The organism is Azospirillum sp. Sh1, assembly GCF_008365135.1.
In the GTDB taxonomy this organism is placed as follows: Bacteria; Pseudomonadota; Alphaproteobacteria; order Azospirillales; family Azospirillaceae; genus Azospirillum; species Azospirillum oryzae.
In genome coordinates this window covers 1-19,262 of the sequence record NZ_VTTK01000038.1, presented here as the reverse complement: position 1 = coordinate 19,262, position 19,262 = coordinate 1, and the positions used below count along the sequence as shown (strand labels likewise).

At 68.1% G+C, this 19,262-nt stretch carries 14 protein-coding genes; 5 read left to right on the top strand and 9 right to left on the bottom strand.

The window, feature by feature from the left end:
* Window positions 1-11: 11 nt before the first annotated feature.
* Window positions 12-908: a LysR substrate-binding domain-containing protein gene (locus tag FZ029_RS26985; RefSeq protein WP_149272758.1), complete on the bottom strand. Its 897-nt coding sequence runs from the start codon at window positions 906-908 to the stop codon at window positions 12-14.
* 161 nt (window positions 909-1,069) lie between these two features.
* Between FZ029_RS26985 and FZ029_RS26980 the strand changes: the two genes are divergently transcribed.
* From FZ029_RS26980 to FZ029_RS26970, 3 genes are all read left to right on the top strand, one after another.
* A complete protein-coding gene (locus tag FZ029_RS26980) occupies window positions 1,070-2,269 on the top strand; it encodes an MFS transporter (protein WP_149272757.1) in 1,200 nt (399 codons plus the stop codon).
* A 30-nt stretch (window positions 2,270-2,299) separates the two neighbouring features.
* Window positions 2,300-3,061 (top strand): SDR family oxidoreductase, encoded by a 762-nt coding sequence (locus FZ029_RS26975; protein ID WP_149272756.1) that lies wholly within the window; start codon window positions 2,300-2,302, stop codon window positions 3,059-3,061.
* A gap of 184 nt (window positions 3,062-3,245) precedes the next feature.
* Entirely contained in the window at window positions 3,246-5,051 is a 1,806-nt protein-coding gene (locus FZ029_RS26970) for a carbon starvation protein A (RefSeq protein WP_149272755.1), read from the top strand.
* Window positions 5,052-5,146: 95 nt separating this feature from the next.
* Here FZ029_RS26970 and FZ029_RS26965 read toward each other — a convergent pair whose 3' ends face one another.
* The 8 genes from FZ029_RS26965 to FZ029_RS26930 all read right to left on the bottom strand — a co-directional run bounded on the left by FZ029_RS26965 (window position 5,147) and on the right by FZ029_RS26930 (window position 17,086).
* Window positions 5,147-6,667 (bottom strand): ribonuclease J, encoded by a 1,521-nt coding sequence (locus FZ029_RS26965; protein WP_247892522.1) that lies wholly within the window; start codon window positions 6,665-6,667, stop codon window positions 5,147-5,149.
* A 277-nt stretch (window positions 6,668-6,944) separates the two neighbouring features.
* Window positions 6,945-8,771 carry an IlvD/Edd family dehydratase gene (locus FZ029_RS26960; protein WP_149272754.1) on the bottom strand — a complete coding sequence of 609 codons (1,827 nt, stop codon included), beginning with the start codon at window positions 8,769-8,771 and terminating at the stop codon, window positions 6,945-6,947.
* Between the two features lie 78 nt (window positions 8,772-8,849).
* Window positions 8,850-10,871 (bottom strand): methyl-accepting chemotaxis protein, encoded by a 2,022-nt coding sequence (locus tag FZ029_RS26955; RefSeq protein WP_149272753.1) that lies wholly within the window; start codon window positions 10,869-10,871, stop codon window positions 8,850-8,852.
* A 39-nt stretch (window positions 10,872-10,910) separates the two neighbouring features.
* On the bottom strand, window positions 10,911-11,849 hold the full coding sequence (locus FZ029_RS26950) for a Gfo/Idh/MocA family oxidoreductase (RefSeq protein ID WP_149272752.1): 939 nt from the start codon (window positions 11,847-11,849) through the stop codon (window positions 10,911-10,913).
* 29 nt (window positions 11,850-11,878) lie between these two features.
* On the bottom strand, window positions 11,879-13,078 hold the full coding sequence (gene mmsB, locus FZ029_RS26945) for a multiple monosaccharide ABC transporter permease (RefSeq protein WP_149272751.1): 1,200 nt from the start codon (window positions 13,076-13,078) through the stop codon (window positions 11,879-11,881).
* On the bottom strand, window positions 13,075-14,670 hold the full coding sequence (gene mmsA / locus FZ029_RS26940; protein WP_149272750.1) for a multiple monosaccharide ABC transporter ATP-binding protein: 1,596 nt from the start codon (window positions 14,668-14,670) through the stop codon (window positions 13,075-13,077). Before mmsA ends, mmsB begins: the two co-directional genes overlap by 4 nt.
* Before the next feature lie 85 nt (window positions 14,671-14,755).
* On the bottom strand, window positions 14,756-15,844 hold the full coding sequence (gene chvE, locus FZ029_RS26935; RefSeq protein WP_149272749.1) for a multiple monosaccharide ABC transporter substrate-binding protein: 1,089 nt from the start codon (window positions 15,842-15,844) through the stop codon (window positions 14,756-14,758).
* 165 nt (window positions 15,845-16,009) lie between these two features.
* On the bottom strand, window positions 16,010-17,086 hold the full coding sequence (locus tag FZ029_RS26930) for a LysR family transcriptional regulator (protein WP_247892521.1): 1,077 nt from the start codon (window positions 17,084-17,086) through the stop codon (window positions 16,010-16,012).
* A 103-nt stretch (window positions 17,087-17,189) separates the two neighbouring features.
* Between FZ029_RS26930 and FZ029_RS26925 the strand changes: the two genes are divergently transcribed.
* Window positions 17,190-18,071: an SMP-30/gluconolactonase/LRE family protein gene (locus FZ029_RS26925; RefSeq protein ID WP_149272747.1), complete on the top strand. Its 882-nt coding sequence runs from the start codon at window positions 17,190-17,192 to the stop codon at window positions 18,069-18,071.
* Between the two features lie 35 nt (window positions 18,072-18,106).
* Entirely contained in the window at window positions 18,107-19,033 is a 927-nt protein-coding gene (locus FZ029_RS26920; RefSeq protein ID WP_149272746.1) for a dihydrodipicolinate synthase family protein, read from the top strand.
* Window positions 19,034-19,262 lie beyond the last annotated feature (229 nt).

Here is a 19,262-nt window from a genome sequence, read left to right as displayed (position 1 = left end):
TGCCCGGCCCGTCAGCGCGGCCCCCGCGCCTCCCCGACAAGCCAGTCGACGAAGCCGGCAACCAGGTTCCCGGCATCGGCCTGACGTGGAACAAGGGCAACGTACCCCGTCCTCGGAACGCGGATTTCCGGCAGCGGCGTCATCAGCCTTCCGCTGGCGACGTCGATGTCCAGCATCGGCAACGGGCCGATCCCGATGCCAAGCCCATCCTCCACCGCCTGACGGGTTACGAAGAAGTGATCGAATATCTGGCGGGGATGCCCGGCAAGATGCTGGAGCCCCGCCGCCTCAAGCCAATTCGCCCAATCGCCGGCACGGGTTTCGCTTGCCAGCAGGGTGTGTCCCTCGATGTCGGCGGGCCTCTTGATCGGCCGCTGCGCGAACAGGGCCGGGCTCATGATCAGCGTATCCACATCGTCCAGCACCGGAACGACACGATGCTGGGGCCACACATGCTCCCGCGCGGCGCCGCGCCGGATCGCCACGTCGACGCCGCCGCGCAATTCCTCAAGCACGGTCGAAACCGTCGTGACCGCCACTTCGACCTGCGGATGGTCGGCGTGGTAGCGGCCGAGCCGCGGGATCAGCCAGCGCATCGCGAAGCTGGTCGGGGCGCTGACCCGCAGGATGCGGCGGGCGTCGGGCCGGCCGCAGGCTTCCGCCGCGACGGCCAGACGGTCGAAGGAAAGGCCGACCTCGGCGGCGAAGATCCTCGCCATCGGCGTTGCGACCATGCGGCGCCCGTCCTTCACGAAGAGCCTCTGCCCGAGCCAGCCTTCGAGCGCGGCGATCTGCCGGCTCACCGCGCCATGGGTGAGGCCGAGTTCGGCCCCGGCCTCGGCATAGCTGCCGGTGCGGGCGGCGACCTCGAAGATGCGCAGGGCGTTCAGGGGAGGAAGGCGGCGCATGGGCAGTCCTTAAAGGCGATCCGTGAGGGCAATCCGTGAGAAAAAAGAACGGTATCCGTGATTCAAAGCATACTAGTCGCTGAAATCTCACACGTATAGCATTCCTTCCCATTGAGACCAGCCGGGCAATGCCTGTGGTCCCTCCGGGAAAGCCATTGAAGATGAATCCGCGACATTGGTGGACAGAGAAGAAGAAAAGCCTGACGGGCGCGTGTCTTGCCCATGCGGTGCATGACGGGTACACCGATGCCCTCTATGTCTTCCTGCCGGTATGGCAGGCGCAGTTCGGCCTTTCCTATGCGATGCTTGCCATGATCCGCGCCCTTTACTCCGGGACGATGGGAGGACTGCAAATCCCGGCCGACCGGGCCCTTCGCGGCCTGTCGCCGCGGGCGGCGCTGATCCTGTCGACAATCCTGGCGGCGGCGGGGTTGCTGATCATGGCATTGCCGTTCGGCTTGCCGGGTCTGTGCGTCGGCCTCGTCGTGGCCGGCATCGGATCGAGCATCCAGCACCCCTGCGGCTCGATGCTCGTCACCGTCAGCTATGGCGCGGCATCGCGGCATCCGCTCGGCATCTACAATTTTTCAGGCGATCTCGGCAAAGCGGCGCTGCCGGCGCTCGTCGCGGTGCTGTTGCCGACCTTCGGCTGGCAGCCGGTGCTGGGGCTGATGGCGGCCATCGGACTCGTCCTGTCGGTCGCCCTGCTGCCGCTGGCGCCGGCGACCCCCATCGCCAGGGCCGCCAAGACGGGGACGGCTTCGGGCCAAGGCCGCGGCGGTTTCGGGATCCTGACGGTGATCGGCGCGCTCGATACCGCGACCCGCATGGGATATCTGCTGTTTCTGCCCTTCCTCATCCATGGCCAGGGCGGGGATTCGGCGACGGTCGGACTGGCGCTGGCCCTGCTGTTCATCGGCGGCGCGCTGGGAAAGGCGTCATGCGGCCTGCTCGGGGAGCGGCTGGGGGTCGTCGGCAGCGTCATGGTGACCGAAGCCGCCACGGCCGTGCTGATCGCGGCGACGCTGCTCACCTCACTGACGCCGACGCTCGTCCTGCTGCCGCTGCTCGGCATCGTGCTCAACGGCACCTCGTCGGTGCTCTACGGCACCGTGCCGGAGCTTTCCAACGGCGATACCGGCCGGGCCTTCGCGGTCTTCTACACCAGCGTCATCGGGTCCGGCGGTCTGGCTCCGATCCTCTACGGCGCAATCGCCGACCACAGCAGCCAGACGACCGGCGTGCTGGCCTCGGCGGCGACCGCCGCCCTGATCGTCCCGCTCGTCCTGATGCTGAGGCCCCATCTGGGCGCCGCCGCCGTAGAACCGCATGGGAAGCCCGGCCTGCCGCGTTCCGCGTGACCGTCCAGCCACCACATGGAGTTCATCTCGATGACCACCGACTCTCAAGCACCGCTGATTCTGATAACGGGCGGGGGGCGTGGCGTCGGCGCCGCGACCGCAAGGCTTGCCGCCGCCCAGGGCTATGATGTCGCGATCAGCTTCGTCTCCGACGAGACCGCCGCCCGTGCCGTGGTGGCGGATGTCGAAGCCTTGGGTCGCCGGGCGTTGGCGATGCGCGCCGACAGCGCCGATCCGGCCCAGGTCGCCGCGCTGTTCAGCGCAATCGACCGGGAGTTCGGCCGGATCGACGTGCTGGTCAACAATGCCGCGGTGCTCGCGCGGCAGTGCCGGACCGAGGATCTCGGCTTCGAGCGGATGCAGCGCATCTTCGCGGTCAACGCGATCGGCCCGATCCTCTGCGCGCAGCAGGCGGCCAAGCGCATGTCGCATCGCCACGACGGGCGGGGCGGCGTGGTCATCAACATCTCGTCGGCATCGGCCCGGCTCGGCAGCCCGAACGAATATGTCGACTATGCCGCCTCCAAGGGCGCCCTGGAGACCTTCACCATCGGCTTCGCCAAGGAGGTCGCGCGGGACGGCATCCGCGTCAACTGCATCCGCCCCGGACACATCTACACCGACATGCATGCGAGCGGCGGGGAGCCGGGGCGGGTGGATCGCGTCAAGGAGTCGATCCCGATGGGAAGAGGCGGCCAGCCCGAGGAGGTCGCGCGGGCGATCCTGTGGCTGGCGAGCGCCGAGGCCTCCTTCATCACCGGCACCTTCCTGGACGTCACCGGCGGCAAGTGAGCGTGGGCGGGGCGGGCGCGACTCCCGACCGTTCGCGCGGGCGCATTGGGGCGGCTTGAGCGCCGCCGCTCGCCCCCTGCCGGCTGCCGCTTAGCACCTCCCGGCTGCCGCTCGCGGCATTCCACCACACGGGGCTCCGCGGCGGGCGTACACCGGCGGCATATCCTTTCTCAGGAGAGCCGTCATGGATCACGCCCTAACCTTTGTGATCGCGACACTCTGCATTCTTGCGCTCTGCTACCGCTTCTACGGCGTGTTCTTCGTGCGCAAGGTTCTCCGTGCCGACGATTCGGAAGTCACCCCGTCCCACATGCTGGCGGACGGCCGAAACTATGTGCCCACCAAGAAGTGGGTGAATGCCGGGCAGCATTTCGCCGCCATCGCCGCCGCCGGCCCGCTGGTCGGCCCGGTGCTGGCCGCCCAGTTCGGCTATCTGCCGAGCTTCCTGTGGCTGCTGATCGGCTGCGTCATCGGCGGCGCGGTGCACGACACCGTCGTGCTGTTCGCCTCGATGAAGCACAAGGGACAGTCGCTGTCGGAAGTCGCCAAGGCCGAACTCGGCCCGGTCGCCGGCTGGTGCACCGGTCTGGCGATGCTGTTCATCATCACCATCACCATGGCCGGCCTGTCGATGGTCGTCGTCCATGCGCTGGAACGCAACGCCTGGGGCGCCTTCGCGGTGTTCATGACGATCCCGATCGCCATCGCGCTGGGCCTCTACGAGAAGATCACCGGCTCGTCCAAGGGCGCCACCCAGGTCGGCATCGCCGCCATCGCCGCCTCGGTCTTCGCCGGCCCCTACATCCAGGGCACGCTGCTGGGCGAGTGGCTGACGCTGCACGCCGAGACGGTCGCCGTCATCCTGCCGGTCTATGCCTTCTTCGCCACGGCGCTGCCGGTGTGGCTGCTGCTGACCCCGCGCGGTTACCTGTCCAGCTTCATGAAGGTCGGCGTGTTCGGCGCGCTGGTCGTCGGCGTCGTCTTCATCAACCCGGAAATCCGCTTCCCCGCCCTGACCGACTTCATCCATGGTGGCGGCCCGGTGCTGAACGGCCCGGTCTGGCCCTTCATCTCGATCACCATCGCCTGCGGCGCCATCTCCGGCTTCCATGCCTTCATCGGGTCGGGCACCACGCCCAAGCTGATCGACAAATGGAGCGACATCCGTCCGGTGGCCTTCGGCGGCATGCTGGCTGAATGCCTGGTCGGCGTCATGGCGCTGATCGCCGCCACCTCGCTGCATCCGGCCGACTACTTCGCCATCAACTCCGCGCCGGCCGCCTTCAAGGCCCTGGGCATGAATGTCGTGGACCTGCCGCGTCTGAGCCAGGAAATCGGTCTCGACCTCTATGGCCGGACCGGCGGTGCGGTGACCCTGGCGGTCGGCATGACCGAGATCTTCACCCGCGTTCCGTGGTTCAACAGCCTCGCCTCCTACTTCTTCCAGTTCGTCGTGATGTTCGAGGCGGTGTTCATCCTGACCGCCGTGGACAGCGGCACCCGCGTCGCCCGTTACCTGATCCAGGACCTGCTGGGCGACATCTATGCCCCGATGAAGCGGCTGGACTGGGTCCCCGGTTCGATCATCGCCAGCGTCATCGCCTGCGTGGCCTGGGGGTATCTGCTGACCTCGGGCGACATCAACTCGGTCTGGGCCCTGTTCGGCGTGTCGAACCAGCTGATGGCCTCGGTCGGCCTGATCATCGGCGCCACCATCATCCTGCGGCTGGCCCAGAAGCGGATCTACATGCTGACCTGCCTGGTCCCGCTGGCCTATCTGTTCGTCACGGTGAATGTCGCCGGCTACTGGATGATCGCCAACGTCTATCTGAACAAGGCGGCCAAGGGCTACAACCCCTTCAACGCCGGCATCTCGATCATCATGCTGGTGCTGGGCTTCATCATCCTGATCGCCGCGTTCCGGAAGTGGAAGGAACTGCTGCAGGCCCGCGCCATCGAGGTTCCGATGGTTGCCACCCCGGCCGAATGACGGTTCGGGTGTCTTGAAACAGCGAACGGGCCATGTGGAGTGTTCCACATGGCCCGTTCGCTTTTGTCCGTCTGGAAAGGGAAGGCGGGTTGCGGTCAGGCCGCGACGCGCTCTTCCTCCGCATCCACCGCCACCGGCGGGATCCAGGGGATCAGGTCACGCCCGGTGTTGGCGAGGCGCTTCGGCTCGATGCGGCCGATGACGCGGGTGCCTTCCTTGGCGATGCGCAGGATGTCGCCGTCTTCCGGAACCAGGGCGCGTTCGACGCCGCAGGAACGGGCGAGGCGGGCGTGGGCTTCCATATGCTCGATGGTGCCATGGACCGGCACGGCGAAGCGCGGGCGGACCAGACCATACATGCGGGCGAGGTCGTCGCGCTTCGGATGGCCGGAGACATGGACCGGCGCATCGGCCGGCGTGACGATCTCAACGCCCATGCCGCGCAGATGCTCGTGGATTTCGGCCAGGGCCTCCTCGTTGCCGGGGATGGCGCGGGCGGAGAAGATGACGGTGTCGCCCTCTTCCAGCCACAGCTCGCGGTGCTCGTTGCGGGCCAGACGGCTGAGCGCCGCCCGCTCCTCGCCCTGGCTGCCGGTGCACAGGAACACGAGGTGGTCGCGCGGGGTCCAGGAGGCCTCGCGGACATCCATGAAGTCCGGCACATGGTCGAGATAGCCGCAGGCCTGAGCCGCCTTTTCCATGCGCAGCATGGAGCGGCCGACCAGAACCACCTTGCGCCCGACCGCCGCCGCCGCTTCCGCCACCGCGGTCATGCGGGCGACGTTGGAGGCGAAGCCGGTCACCGCGATGGCGCCGGAACGGCCGGCGAAGGCGCCGATCAGGCCGGCGCGGGCGTCGGCCTCGGACCCGGTGGAGCCGGGAACGTCGGCGTTGGTGCTGTCGCACATCATGGCGAGCAGCCCTTCGTCGCCCAGGCGCTTCAGCGCGGCGAAATCGGTGCTGCGGCCGACCAGCGGGTTGGGATCGAACTTCCAGTCGCCGGTGTGCAGGACCGTGCCGGCCGCCGTGCGGATCGCCAGCGACATCGGTTCGGGGATCGAATGGGTGACGGCGATGGTCTCGATCCGGAAGGGACCGATGGTCAGCGTGTCGCCGATCTCGAAGGTCTGCACCTTGGCGGCGCGGTGGGCGCCCTTTTCCTTCAGCCGGTCCCGGATGATGTGGGAGGCGAAGGGGCTGGCATAGATCGGGCAGCGCAGGCGCGGCCACAGATGGTGGATCGCGCCGATATGGTCCTCGTGGGCGTGGGTCACCACGAGGCCGACGACGTCCTGCATCCGTTCTTCGATGAAGGCCGGATCGGCCATCAGGCTGTCGATGCCCGGCGCCTCGTCGCCCATGAAGGCGACGCCGGCGTCAACGATCAGCCATTTGCCGGCGTGGCCGTAGAGCGCCATGTTCATGCCGATGCGGGAACAGCCGCCCAGCGGAAGGAACAGGATCTCGTCCTTGCCCGGAACCGGGCCGGTGGGGCCGCCGCCATGGACCGGAATGGTCGCCGGGCGGGAGCCTTCGAAGTCGTCACGCGGACGCGGGTTGCGGTTGCGTGCGCGGTTGTTCGGCGCCATCCGGCGCCGCTTTGAATCAAACGTCATGCCTCTGTCGTACGTCTCACATAAGCCGGCATTCGACGCTGCCGGACGGGCGTGCATCGCTCGTCGATGCGGATCTCGGGGGTGGGAAGGACCCGGCCGGAGGCGCCTTGGCGGCGGCCGTCGGACGGCTGGGATCGAATGTTTCGTGAAGGCTTATGTGGGCAAAGCGAGGCGTACGTCAAGGGCGCGCGTGAAAAGTCACACGAATTGGTGGGACATTGCTGGGATGCGTGGGGGAGGAGGGGAGGGGGCGCACGCTGGCGCCCCCGGCATTCCGTCAATGGTTGTCGCGCGGAATCCCCATCGTCTGCGCCACGCGCTGGTACTTGACCGCAGGCTTCAGGACCATGCCCTCGTCCAGCTGGTCGACGATGCCGCGCTGGATTTCCTGCCACGGGGTCTGCGACGGCGGGGCGGGGTAGCCGCCGGCGGCCTCCAGAGCGGCCTTGCGGTCGGCCAGTTCGGCTTCGGAGATCAGGATGTCGGCGCTGCCGCGGCGCAGGTCGATCCGAACGCGGTCGCCGGTGCGCAGCAGGCCGAGGTTGCCGCCGGCCGCCGCTTCCGGGGCGGCGTTGAGGATCGAGGGGGAGCCGGACGTGCCCGACTGGCGGCCGTCGCCGATGCAGGGCAGGGAATGGATGCCCTGCTTGATGAGATCGGCGGGGGGACGCATGTTCACCACCTCCGCCGCGCCGGGGTAGCCGATGGGGCCGGCGCCGCGGATGACCAGGATGGTGTAGGCGTCGATGCCCAGCGACGGGTCGTCGATGCGGTGGTGGTAGTCCTCCGGACCGTCGAAGACGACGACCTTGGCCTCGAAGGCTTCCGGGTCCTTCGGGTTGGACAGGTAGCGCTCGCGGAACTCGTCGGAGATCACGCTGGTCTTCATGATGGCGGCGTTGAACAGGTTGCCGCGCAGAACGACGAAGCCGGCGTTGATCTTCAGCGGGTCGTCGATCGGGTGGATGACGCGGGTGTCGAGGATCTCGGTGTCGCGGCAGTTCTCGCCGATGGTGCGGCCGTTGACGTTGGGGGCGTCCTCGCGGATCAGGCCCTTGGTCATCAGCTGGGCGACGACGGCCGGCACGCCGCCGGCACGGTGGAAGTCCTCGCCCAGATATTCGCCGGCGGGCTGGAGGTTGACCAACAGCGGAATGTCCAGGCCATGGGTCTGCCAGTCGTCCACCGTCAGCGGCACGCCGATGTGCTTGGCGATGGCGTTGATGTGGATCGGCGCGTTGGTCGAGCCGCCGATGGCGGAGTTGACGACGATGGCGTTCAGGAAAGCGTCGCGGGTCAGGATGTCCGACGGCTTGATGTCCTGGCGCACCATCTCGACGATGCGCTTGCCGGTCTCGTAGGCGGCCTGCTGGCGCTCGCGGTAGGGCGCGGGAATGGCGGCGGAGCCCGGAAGCTGCATGCCCAGCACCTCCGCCAGTGAATTCATGGTGGAGGCGGTGCCCATCGTGTTGCAGTAGCCGGTCGAGGGAGCCGAGGAGGCCACCAGCTCGATGAAGCCCTGATAGTCGATCTCGCCGGCCGCCATCATCTGGCGGGCCTTCCACACGATGGTGCCCGACCCGGTGCGCTCGCCGCGGAACCAGCCGTTCAGCATCGGGCCGACCGACAGGGCGATGGCCGGGATGTTGACGGTTGCCGCCGCCATCAGGCAGGCCGGCGTGGTCTTGTCGCAGCCGATGGTCAGCACCACGCCGTCGAGCGGATAGCCATGCAGCACCTCGACGAGGCCGAGATAGGCAAGGTTGCGGTCGATGGAGGCGGTCGGCCGCTTGCCGGTTTCCTGGATCGGGTGGACGGGGAACTCGATGGCGATGCCGCCGGCGGTGCGGATGCCCTCGCGCAGGCGTTCGGCCAGCACCAGATGGTGGCGGTTGCAGGGGCTGAGGTCGGAGCCGGTCTGGGCGATGCCGATGATCGGGGCGCCGGACTGCAACTCCTCCCGCGTCAGGCCGAAGTTCAGGTAACGCTCCAGATAGAGCGCGGTCATGTCGGGGTTGGCGGGGTTGTCGAACCACGCGCGCGACCGCAGGCGACGCTCTGAACCGTTGGCGCTGGGGGGGAAGGGGGGCTTCGTCTCGGACATATCGACACCGGTTTCAGGTTGGGGCGCGGACCGGACGGCCCGGCGCCGGAGTTATGGTTGCGTCTCGTAAGGGCGGCGTCAGGCCGCGCGCATGTCGGCCAGGAAGCGCGACACGCAGCCGCGCAGGTCGTCGGCCTCGCCGGACAGGCCGTCGGCGGCGGATTTGACCTGACGCGAGGCGTCGCTGGTGGCCTGGAAGGCGTGGGTCACGCCGGTGATGGTGTCGCGCACATCCTGGGTGCCGCGGGCGGCGAGCTGGATGCTGCCGCTGATTTCCTGGGTCGCCGCCCGCTGCTCGCCGATGGCGCTGGCGATGGTGGTGGAGACCTCGTTGACCTCGCCGATCACCTTGGTGATCTCGGTGATGGCGCCGGCCGCCTCGCTGCTGACGCGCTGGACGGCGGCGATCTGGGTCTCGATCTCTTCGGTCGCCTTGGCCGTCTGGGCGGCGAGGCTCTTGACCTCGTTCGCCACCACGGCGAAGCCGCGCCCGGCCTCGCCGGCCCGTGCCGCCTCGATGGTGGCGTTCAGCGCCAGCAGGTTGGTCTGGGCGGCGATGGAGCCGATCAGCTGCACCACGTCGCCGATCTGGCGGGCGACGCCGGTCAGGCTGCGCACCGTCTCGTCGGTGATGCGGGCGATGCCGACGGCCTGCTCGGTCACCTGGGCGCTGTGGGCGACATGCTGGCTGATGGCGGCGATGGAGACGGCGAGTTCCTCGGCGGCGGCGGCCACCGTCTCGACGCTGCCGGTGGTCTCGCCGGAGCTGCGGACGGCGTCGCCGGCCAGACGGCTGGTCTCGTCGGTCGTCGATTGGATGGAGTGGGCGGTGGATTGCAGCTGGGATGCTGCGCTGGCGACGCGGCCCAGCGTGCTTTCCACCATCCGCTCGAACTCCTGGGTCAGGCGGTCGATGCGTTCGCCGCGGCGGACGCGGGCCTCATGCTCGGCGGCCTTGTCGGCGGCCATGCGGTCTGCCTCGATCAGGCCGGCCTGGAAGACCTGCACCGCCTTGGCCATGCCGCCGATCTCGTCGCGGCGGTCGAGGCCGGGGATGGCGACGGAGCGGTCGCCGCCGGCCAGACGGGTCATGGCGTCGGTCATGGCGACCACCGGGCGCGACAGGCTGCGGGCGATCAGCACCGCGGCGGCAAGGCCGAGGATCAGGCCGGCGGCCGACGCGACGGCCATCGCCCGGCGATAGCCGGCGATGTCGGCGGTGGTGTCGGCGCGCAGCTGCTGTTCGTCGGCGACGCCCTGGTCGGTCAGGGTCCGCGCCTGCTCGCCGATGGCGGTGCCGAGCGGGGTCAGCGTGTCGTTCACCAGGGCGTCGCGGCGCTGCGTCGTCTCCACCAGCCGGTCGAAGCCGGCGGCATAGCCGTCGAGCGTCTTGAGGAAGGCCGCGACCAGCCCGCGCAGGGCCGGGTCGGTCAGCGTCTTCGCCATGGTGTCGCCATTCTGGGCGGCGGTCTTCAGCTCCGTCCGGGTGGCGGTGGCGAGGCCGGCGGTGCCCTCCCCCTGGAAGCGGGCGGCGACCGTGCGGGCGGCCTGGACATGCATCGCCGCCTGGGCGGCGAGGTTCAGGGCGTCGACATTGCCGCTGCCTTTGGCGTTGGTCAGGATGGTGCTGAGCATGGTCTGCAGCTTCGACCCGTACTTCGCCACCTCGGCCACCGCCTCGCTGCGCTGGGCGTGGGCGGCGCGAACGGCGGCGAAGCTGTCGCCATATTGGGCGACGCGCGCCTTCATCTGTTGCACTGAAGCCGTGTCGCCGCTGCCGGACAGGCGCTGGTCGACGGCGGCGGCGAGGTTCGCGGCCTCCGCCGCCAGCGAGGCGACGGCATCGGCGTCATCGTCGCGGCCGTTCAGCAGGAAGGCTGTGGTCTTCAGGCGCATGTCCAGCATCAGCGTCTGCATGCGGCCGAGATCGACCACCTGCTCCGCCAGCACGCCGTTGCGGCGCACCACCGTCTCCGTCTCCGACAGGGCGTTGATGCCCACCCCGGCGACGGCGGCGAGGAACAGCAGGATTCCGGCGCTGCCGGCGGTGATCCGGTGGCCGATGCGGGTGCCGATTTGCACACGGGTGGCGATGGACATGCGGGACCTCCCTGTTGCCGGACCCTCTCCCGGGGCCTTCTACCAGTCGAAGGAGTCGGTGCGGTGCCAGCGCCCGACCATGCAGGCGTCGGCGACCAGAGACAGCGGACGGGCGTCGACGTCGCTCGCCCCATCGCCGATCAACCGGTGGAAGTGGCGATAGATGCGCTGGTATTCGGTATCGGGCTCGGCCAGCACTGGGACGCCGTCCACCAGCAGGCGGGTGCCGCCGTGGGTGAGGTCGAGACGTCCGTCGGCCGTGTCGATGACGATGGACCAGGTCTGCTCGCCCTGCTGGAGGAAGTCGAAGTCGGCGGTGACGCGGCCGATGCGGGATCCGGGGGCCGCACCCATCTCCAACGTCGCGGCGATCGGCGTGTCGCGGTTGGCCGGGACGTGGAGGTCGGCGGCGCGGACGAAGACCGGGGCGGGCAGGATGTCGGTCAGGATCGACAGGGCGTTGATGCCGGGATCGAAGACGCCGAATCCGCCGGCCGCGAAGATCCAGTCCTGGCCCGGATGCCACCGCCGAACATCCTCCTTCCAGGTGATGGCGACGCTGCTGATGGTGGCATCCGCCAGCCGGCGGCGGGTTTCCTCCACCGCCGGGTTGAACTGCGAATGCCAGGCGGTGAACAGGGTACGGCGGGCGGTGTCGGCCTCCGCCACCAGATCGTGAAGCTCCGACAGGGTGGCGGCGGGGGGCTTCTCGATCAGCACATGCTTGCCGGCGCGCAGGGCTTCCACCGTCAGGCCGTGGCGGACGGCGGGCGGGGTGCAGAGCGCCACGGCGTCGAGGCCGGGCAGGGCCGCCAGCATTTCCGCCTGGGAGCGGAAGGTCGGAACTCCTTCGGTGCCGACGCCGTCCGGGCTGACCACGGCGGCGAGATCGAACAGGCCGGTGGCGGCAATCGCCGGGATGTGCTGGTCGCGGGCGATCTTGCCCAAGCCGACGAGACCGAGGGTGGGAAGCGTCATGGCGGTAAGTCCGGTCGGGGCGGAAAGCCTCAGGCCTTGCCCTTGTTGTAGACGTCGAAGCAGACGGCGGCGAGGAGGACCAGGCCCTTGATGACCTGCTGCCAGTCGATGCCGATGCCGACGATCGACATGCCGTTGTTCATCACGCCCATGATGAAGGCGCCGATCACCGCACCGGTTACCCGGCCGACGCCGCCAGAGGCCGAGGCGCCGCCGATGAAGCAGGCGGCGATCACGTCCAGCTCGAACGAGACGCCGGCCTTCGGCGTGGCGGTGTTGAGGCGGGCGGCGAAGATCAGGCCGGCGAGTGCGGCCAGCACGCCCATGTTGACGAAGGTGTAGAAGGACAGGCGGCGGGTGTCGATGCCCGACAGCTTGGCCGCCTTCTCGTTGCCGCCCAGCGCATAGATGCGCCGGCCGATCGTGGTGTCGCGGGTGACGAAGGCGTAGATGCCGATCAGCAGCGCCATGATGATGAGGACGTTCGGCAGGCCTTTGTAGGTGGACAGCAGCCAGCCGACGTAGGCGACCACCGCGAACAGCCCGGCGCTCTTCAGCACGAACAGGACCAGCGGTTCCTGTTCGATGGCGAAGCGGTGGCGGCGGATGCGGGCGGCGATGCTGAAGGCGATCAGGATGGCCGGGGTGGCGAGGCACAGCACCATCGTGGTGGTGTGGAAGCCCTCGGTGCCGAAGATGTCCGGGATGAAGCCGGAGCTGAGGCGCTGGAACTCCACCGGGAAGGGACCGACCGACTGGCCGGCCAGCAGCGCGAGGCTGAGGCCGCGGAAGACCAGCATGCCGGCCAGCGTCACGATGAAGGACGGTATGCGGAAGTACGCGACCCAGTAGCCCTGGGCGGCGCCGATGGCGGCGCCCGCCATCAGGCTGACGATGGCGGTGGGGATGAAGTGCCAGTGGAACTGCACCATCAGGATGGCGGCCAGCGCGCCGATGAAGCCGACGATGGACCCGACCGACAGGTCGATGTGCCCGGCGACGATCACCAGCAGCATGCCCAGCGCCATGATGACGATGTAGCTGTTCTGCAGCACGAGGTTGGTCAGGTTCAGCGGCTGCAGCAGCGTGCCGTTGGTCATGTATTGGAAGAACGCCACGATCGCCAGCAGCGAGATCAGCATGCCGTAATCGCGCATGTGGCTCTTCAGGAACTTGGCCATCGAGGCCTGGCGCGGCGGCGCGGCCGGCAGGTTCAGTTCGGCGCTCATTGCAGGGACTCCAAAGCACCATTGTTCAAGGCGGCAGCGGCGACGGCGGCGCGCGCCGCCGTGGCTTTCGAGGCGGACGACATGATGGCGTGCATGATCTTTTCCTGGCTGGCCTCGGCCGCCGGCATCTCGGCGACCAGGGCGCCTTCGTTCATCACATAGATGCGGTCGGCGACACCCAGAAGCTCCGGCAGTTCCGAGGAGATCAGGATGACGCCGCGGCCTTCGGCCACCAGCTGGTTGACGATGGTGTAGATTTCATATTTGGCGCCGACGTCGATGCCGCGGGTCGGCTCGTCCAGGATCAGCACCTTCGGGTCGGCGAACAGCCATTTGCTGAGCACGACCTTCTGCTGGTTGCCGCCGGACAGATTGACCGTCTGCTGGAACACGTCGGAACAGCGGATGCGCAGGCGGCGGCGGAAGTTGTTGGCGACCTCGATCTCGCGCTCGTGGTGGATGACGCCGCGCTTGGCGACGCCGTTCAGATTGGCCAGCGTCACGTTGTGGCGGATGTCGTTGTCCAGCACGAGGCCGTAATGCTTGCGGTCCTCGGTGGCATAGGCGAGGCCGTTGCCCATCGCCTTGGCTATCGTGGACACGTCGATCTCGCGCCCGTCGAGGAAGGCCTGGCCGCGGATGTTGCGGCCGTAGGAGCGGCCGAACAGGCTCATGGCGAATTCGGTGCGGCCGGCGCCCATCAGCCCGGCGATGCCCACCACCTCGCCCCGGCGGACATGCAGGTCGATGTCCTTGACGACGCGGCGGCCGGCATGGATGGGGTGGTCGGCGCTCCAGCCCTTCACCTCGAACAGGATGTTGCCGGGGTTGCTGGTGCGGCGCGGATAGCGGTCGGCGAGGTCGCGGCCGACCATGCCCTTGATGATGCGGTCCTGGCTGATCGGCGCGTCGTGGCAGTCCAGCGTCTCCACCGTGGTGCCGTCGCGCAGGATGGTGACGCGGTCGGCGACCTTGGCGATCTCGTTCAGCTTGTGCGAGATCAGGATGGAGGAGATGCCCTGTTCCTTGAAGCGCAGCAGCAGGGCCAGCAGCGCGTCGCTGTCGCTCTCGTTCAGGCTGGCGGTCGGCTCGTCCAGGATCAGCAGCTTGACCTCCTTGGACAGGGCCTTGGCGATCTCGACCAGCTGCTGCTTGCCGACGCCGATGTCGGTGATCAGCGTCTCCGGCGAATCGGTCAGCCCGACCATGCGCAGCAGTTCGCGCGCGCGGGCGGTGGCGGCGACCCAGTCGATCCGGCCCCGTTTCGCCTGCTCGTTGCCGAGAAACAGATTCTCGGTGATCGACAGCAGCGGAACCAGCGCCAGCTCCTGATGGATGATGATGATGCCCAGCTTCTCGCTGTCGGCGATGCCGCGAAAGGCGCAGGGCTGGCCGCGGAAGCGGATCTCGCCCTCGTAGGTGCCGTGCGGGTAGACGCCGCTCAGCACCTTCATCAGCGTCGATTTTCCGGCGCCGTTTTCGCCGATCAGCGCGTGGATCTCCCCCTCGCGGACCGAGAGGTTGACGTTGTCCAGAGCCTTGACGCCCGGAAACGTCTTGGTGATGCCGCGCATCTCAAGAATGCTGTCCATGGATAAAACCTCTGACCGCCCGACCTTCCGCAAGGCGAGGCGCGGGAGGGGATGCCGGATGGCGCCCCGCTCCCGCGCCGTTCACTCACTTGATCTGCGATTCCTTGTAGTAGCCGCCGTCGACCAGGACCTGCTTCCAGTTCGTGGCGTCGACGCTGACCGGCTTCAGCAGATAGGAGGGGACGATTTTCTTGCCGTTGTCGTAGGTCTTGGTGTCGTTGACCTGCGGGGTACGGCCGGCCAGCAGGTCGTCGACCATGCCCACCGTGACCTTCGCCAGTTCGCGGGTGTCCTTGAAGACGGTGGAGCGCTGCTCGCCCGCCAGGATCGACTTGACCGACTGCACCTCGGCGTCCTGGCCGGTGACGACCGGCATCGGCTGCGCCGCCGAACCGTAGCCCACACCCTTCAGCGACGAGATGATGCCGATGCTGAGGCCGTCATAGGGCGACAGCACGGCGTCGACCCGCTTGTTGCCGTAATAGGCGCTCAGCAGATTGTCCATGCGGGCCTGGGCGACCGCGCCGTCCCAGCGCAGGGTGGACACCTTGTCCATGCCGACCTGGCCGCTGCCCACCTTCAGCTTGCCGCTGTCGATGTAGGGCTGCAGCACCGACATGGCGCCATTGTAGAAGAAGTAGGCGTTGTTGTCGTCGGGCGAGCCGCCGAACAGCTCGATGTTGAACGGACCCTTGCCTTCCTTGAGGCCGAGCGCCTTCTCGATGTAGGAGGCCTGGAGGACGCCGACCTGGAAATTGTCGAAGGTGGCGTAGTAATCGACGTTGGCCGAGCCGCGGATCAGGCGGTCGTAGGCGATGACCTTCACGCCGCGCTCCGCCGCCTTCTGCAGCACGTCGGTCAGCGTCGTCCCGTCGATGGCGGCGATCACCAGAACCTTGTCGTTCTTGGTGACCATGTTCTCGATCTGGGCGAGCTGGTTGGGGATGTCGTCCTCTGCATATTGCAGGTCGGTCTTGTATCCCTTCTCCTGGAAATACTTGACCATGTTGTTGCCGTCGTCGATCCAGCGCGCCGACGACTTGGTCGGCATGGCGATGCCGACGGTCGGCTTGTCCTGGGCCATGGCCGGGACGGCGGCGCCGGCGACGACGATCAGGCCGACGGCGAGGCCGGCCAGTTTGGAGCTGAAGGAAGTGCGCTTGGCAGACGACATGGACCGGAATCCTCCCCGTTACTACGGCACGCGATACGCCGCCCCCGCGTTCTGTGGCGCGGATGGCGTTGGACGCGATGGTTGGTGTCCCTAGCAATCCTCCCTTTTCCCATAACTGTCAAATATGATTATTCGGCAAATCGATATGCATTTCGATATCGCTCGTCACTGTGCAGCGGCAGTGGTGGGAGAGGCTGCGGCGACGAGGCGCATCTTCAGTTCCGACGCCGCGCGCACCGCCGACAGCACGGTGCGGGCACCCGGCGACAGCGGCCGGTCCTTCAGCCAGAAGATGCCGTAGGGCTCGACGCTGAAACGCTTGTGGAAGGGCATGATGGCGCAGCAGCCGCTGGGCGAGAACACCTGGGCGAGCGCGCGGGCGAAGACGGTGATCGACTCGGTTTCCGCCACCATCGCCATCGAGATGACGGGAGAGGCGCTTTCGATCACCCGGTGCGGCAGCCGGGCGCCTTCGGCCCGGAACAGCGCCTCCACCCGGTCGCGCAGCAGCGTGCCGACGGGCTGCAGGATCCAGGTGGCGTCGGACAGGTCGGCGGCGGTCAGCGGACGGCCCAGTTGCAGAAGGGGGTTGCCCTCGCGGCAGATGAAGCACAGCTCCTCGCTGCTGATCTCCTGATATTCGAAGGCGGTGGGGTCGAAATGGCCGGGCAGGCGGCCGATGGCGAAATCCATCACTCCCTGGTGGACACGGTCGGCCAGCACGTCGCTGGTCTCCACCGCCACCGCGACCTTCAGGTTGGGATGCTCACGGGTCAGGCTGCTGATGACCGGCACCACCAGTTCCACCGCCGGGGCCATCACCGTGCCGATGGAGACCCGGCCGCTGTGGCCGGCGAGCAGGGCGTTCAGCTCCTCCCCCGTCTCCTGCAGCTCGCTGAGGATCATCCGGGCGTGGCGGATCATGAGGCTGCCGTACCAGTTCGGCTCGATGCCGCGGCCATGGCGGTCGAACAGCTCGATCCCCAGCGTTTCCTCCAGGTCGCCCAGCAGTTTGGAGGCGGCGGGCTGCGACATGTTCAGGCTGGCGGCGGCGCGGTGCAGGTTGCGGTGTTCGTCGAGCGCCGCGAACAGCTGGAGATGGCGCAGCTTCAGCCGCGCCTTCTGGAACCAGTTCGGTGAAAAGCGTTGCGGGGTCAAGGGGGTATGCCTCCGGTGGGGCAGCGGCGCCGGGATAGGGGATGTCGGGATACGACATTTGATATCGCAAACGCCGATCTTCATATTGGACGATTATCAAGTGGCCCCTTATCGTTTGGGCCGTCAACAAATTTTGAAATGGCCGCCGGCGAAAGGCGGTCCGCCAGGGTGAGGGGGGTCGAGCGGTATGGCGCAGGAAGCGCGGTGCGTCTGGCAGGCTCGGGCGCTGCTGGGGGAAGGTCCGCTCTGGTCCCCGCGGCAGGATGCCGTCTATTTCGTCGATATCCGCGGCTCCCGCATTCTGCGCCACGGCCTGTCTGATGGTTCGCAAGCGGGGTGGGAACTGGATGACGCCGCCTGCTGGCTGGTCGAGAGCGCCGACGGCGACGGCTTCATCGTGGGCTTGCGCTCGCGCCGGGTGGTCCGGCTGCGGCTGGAGCCGGGGCAGGCGACGGTTGCCGAGGAGATCGCGCGGATCGAGCCGGACATGCCGGGCAACCGCCTGAACGACGGCAAGGCCGACCGCGACGGCCGGCTGTGGGTCGGCAGCATGGACGATGCGGAGGAGGCGCCGGCCGGCAGCTTCTACCGCATCGACGGCGACGGCTCGATCACGCGGGTCGATGAGGGCTACACCGTCGCCAACGGGCCGGCGCTGTCACCGGACGGGCGGACGATCTACCACACCGACAGCGCGGCGCGGACGGTCTACGCCTTCGACATCGGCGCCGACGGCGGCCTGTCGGGCAAGCGCGTCCACATCCGCTTCGCCGAGGCCGACGGCTATCCCGACGGCATGACCTGCGATGCCGAGGGCGGGCTGTGGATCGCCCATTGGGACGGCGCGCGCGTCAGCCGCTTCCGCCCCGACGGGGCGCTGGATCGCGCCATCGCGCTGCCGGTGTCCCGCGTCACCTCCTGCGTCTTCGCCGGTCCCGATCTGGACCGGATGTTCATCACCACCGCGGCGCATGGCCGGGACGAGGAACCGCTGGCCGGCGCGCTTTTCGAGTGCGACCCCGGCGTGCGCGGCCTGCCGGCTTGCGGGTTCGGACCCGCCTCGCGCTGACCGCCGACTGGATTTCGATGAAGGATACTTTCGCCATGCCGCCCAGCGCACGCCCCTATCGCGGCGTCTTCCCCGTCGTCCCCACCATCTTCACCGAAGCGGGAGAGCTGGACCTCGACGGTCAGAAGCGCTGCGTCGACTTCATGATCGACGCCGGCTCCACCGGCCTGTGCATCCTCGCCAACTTCTCCGAACAGTTCGTGCTGACCGACGACGAGCGCACGGTGCTGATGGAGACGATGCTGGCCCATGTCGCCGGCCGGGTGCCGGTGATCGTCACCACCACCCATTTCAGCACCCGCGCCTGCGCCGACCGCAGCCGCCGCGCCCAGGATCTGGGGGCCGCCATGGTGATGGTGATGCCGCCCTATCATGGCGCCACCATCCGGGTGCCGGAGGCCGGCATCGTCGAGTTCTTCCAGCGGGTGTCGGACGCCATCGACATCCCGATCATGATCCAGGACGCGCCGGTCAGCGGCACCTCGCTGTCCGCGCCACTGCTGGCGCGGATGGCGCGGGAGATCGCCAACGTCTCCTACTTCAAGATCGAGGTGCCGCAGGCGGCGGCAAAGCTGCGCACGCTGATCGAACTGGGCGGCGACGCCATCGAAGGCCCGTGGGACGGCGAGGAGGCGATCACGCTGCTGGCCGACCTCGACGCCGGTGCGACCGGGGCGATGACCGGCGGCGGCTATCCCGACGGCATCCGGCAGATCGTCGATCCCTATCTGGCGGGGGACCGCGAGGCGGCGGTGGCGGCCTATGGGCGCTGGCTGCCGCTGATCAACCACGAGAACCGCCAGTGCGGCATCGCCACCGCGAAGATCCTGATGAAGGAGGGCGGCATCATCACGTCCGACGCGATGCGCCACCCGACGGCCAATCCGCATCCGATGAGCCGCGAAGGGCTGCTGGACGCGGCGCGGCGGCTCGATCCGCTGGTACTGCGCTGGGGGCGTTAGGTCGTCGTAACGGGTGCCCCCTCCCCATCCCTCCCCCGCTTCGCGGGAGAGGGGGCGGGATGCTCGGTGGCGTGGCTTGAATGCCGAAGCGGCGGCAGTCCCCTCTCCCACCGAAGGTGGGGGAGGGTTAGGGAGGGGGCAAAACGCCCTCCAAAAAGGAGACCCCACATGACCATCACCGGCGAGATGCTGATCGGCGCCAGCGCCCACCGCGGCGGCCAGGGCGGGT

Excerpts from the sequence above, each read along its gene's own strand:
- mmsB (WP_149272751.1), bottom strand. The coding sequence starts at position 13,078 with ATGAGCGCCGAACTGAACCTGCCGGCCGCGCCGCCGCGCCAGGCCTCG.
- FZ029_RS26930 (WP_247892521.1), bottom strand. The coding sequence starts at position 17,086 with ATGAAGATCGGCGTTTGCGATATCAAATGTCGTATCCCGACATCCCCT.
- mmsA (WP_149272750.1), bottom strand. The coding sequence starts at position 14,670 with ATGGACAGCATTCTTGAGATGCGCGGCATCACCAAGACGTTTCCGGGC.
- FZ029_RS26920 (WP_149272746.1), top strand. The coding sequence starts at position 18,107 with ATGCCGCCCAGCGCACGCCCCTATCGCGGCGTCTTCCCCGTCGTCCCC.
- FZ029_RS26980 (WP_149272757.1), top strand. The coding sequence starts at position 1,070 with ATGAATCCGCGACATTGGTGGACAGAGAAGAAGAAAAGCCTGACGGGC.
- FZ029_RS26975 (WP_149272756.1), top strand. The coding sequence starts at position 2,300 with ATGACCACCGACTCTCAAGCACCGCTGATTCTGATAACGGGCGGGGGG.
- FZ029_RS26960 (WP_149272754.1), bottom strand. The coding sequence starts at position 8,771 with ATGTCCGAGACGAAGCCCCCCTTCCCCCCCAGCGCCAACGGTTCAGAG.
- FZ029_RS26950 (WP_149272752.1), bottom strand. The coding sequence starts at position 11,849 with ATGACGCTTCCCACCCTCGGTCTCGTCGGCTTGGGCAAGATCGCCCGC.
- FZ029_RS26970 (WP_149272755.1), top strand. The coding sequence starts at position 3,246 with ATGGATCACGCCCTAACCTTTGTGATCGCGACACTCTGCATTCTTGCG.
- FZ029_RS26925 (WP_149272747.1), top strand. The coding sequence starts at position 17,190 with ATGGCGCAGGAAGCGCGGTGCGTCTGGCAGGCTCGGGCGCTGCTGGGG.
- FZ029_RS26965 (WP_247892522.1), bottom strand. The coding sequence starts at position 6,667 with ATGACGTTTGATTCAAAGCGGCGCCGGATGGCGCCGAACAACCGCGCA.
- FZ029_RS26985 (WP_149272758.1), bottom strand. The coding sequence starts at position 908 with ATGCGCCGCCTTCCTCCCCTGAACGCCCTGCGCATCTTCGAGGTCGCC.
- chvE (WP_149272749.1), bottom strand. The coding sequence starts at position 15,844 with ATGTCGTCTGCCAAGCGCACTTCCTTCAGCTCCAAACTGGCCGGCCTC.
- FZ029_RS26955 (WP_149272753.1), bottom strand. The coding sequence starts at position 10,871 with ATGTCCATCGCCACCCGTGTGCAAATCGGCACCCGCATCGGCCACCGG.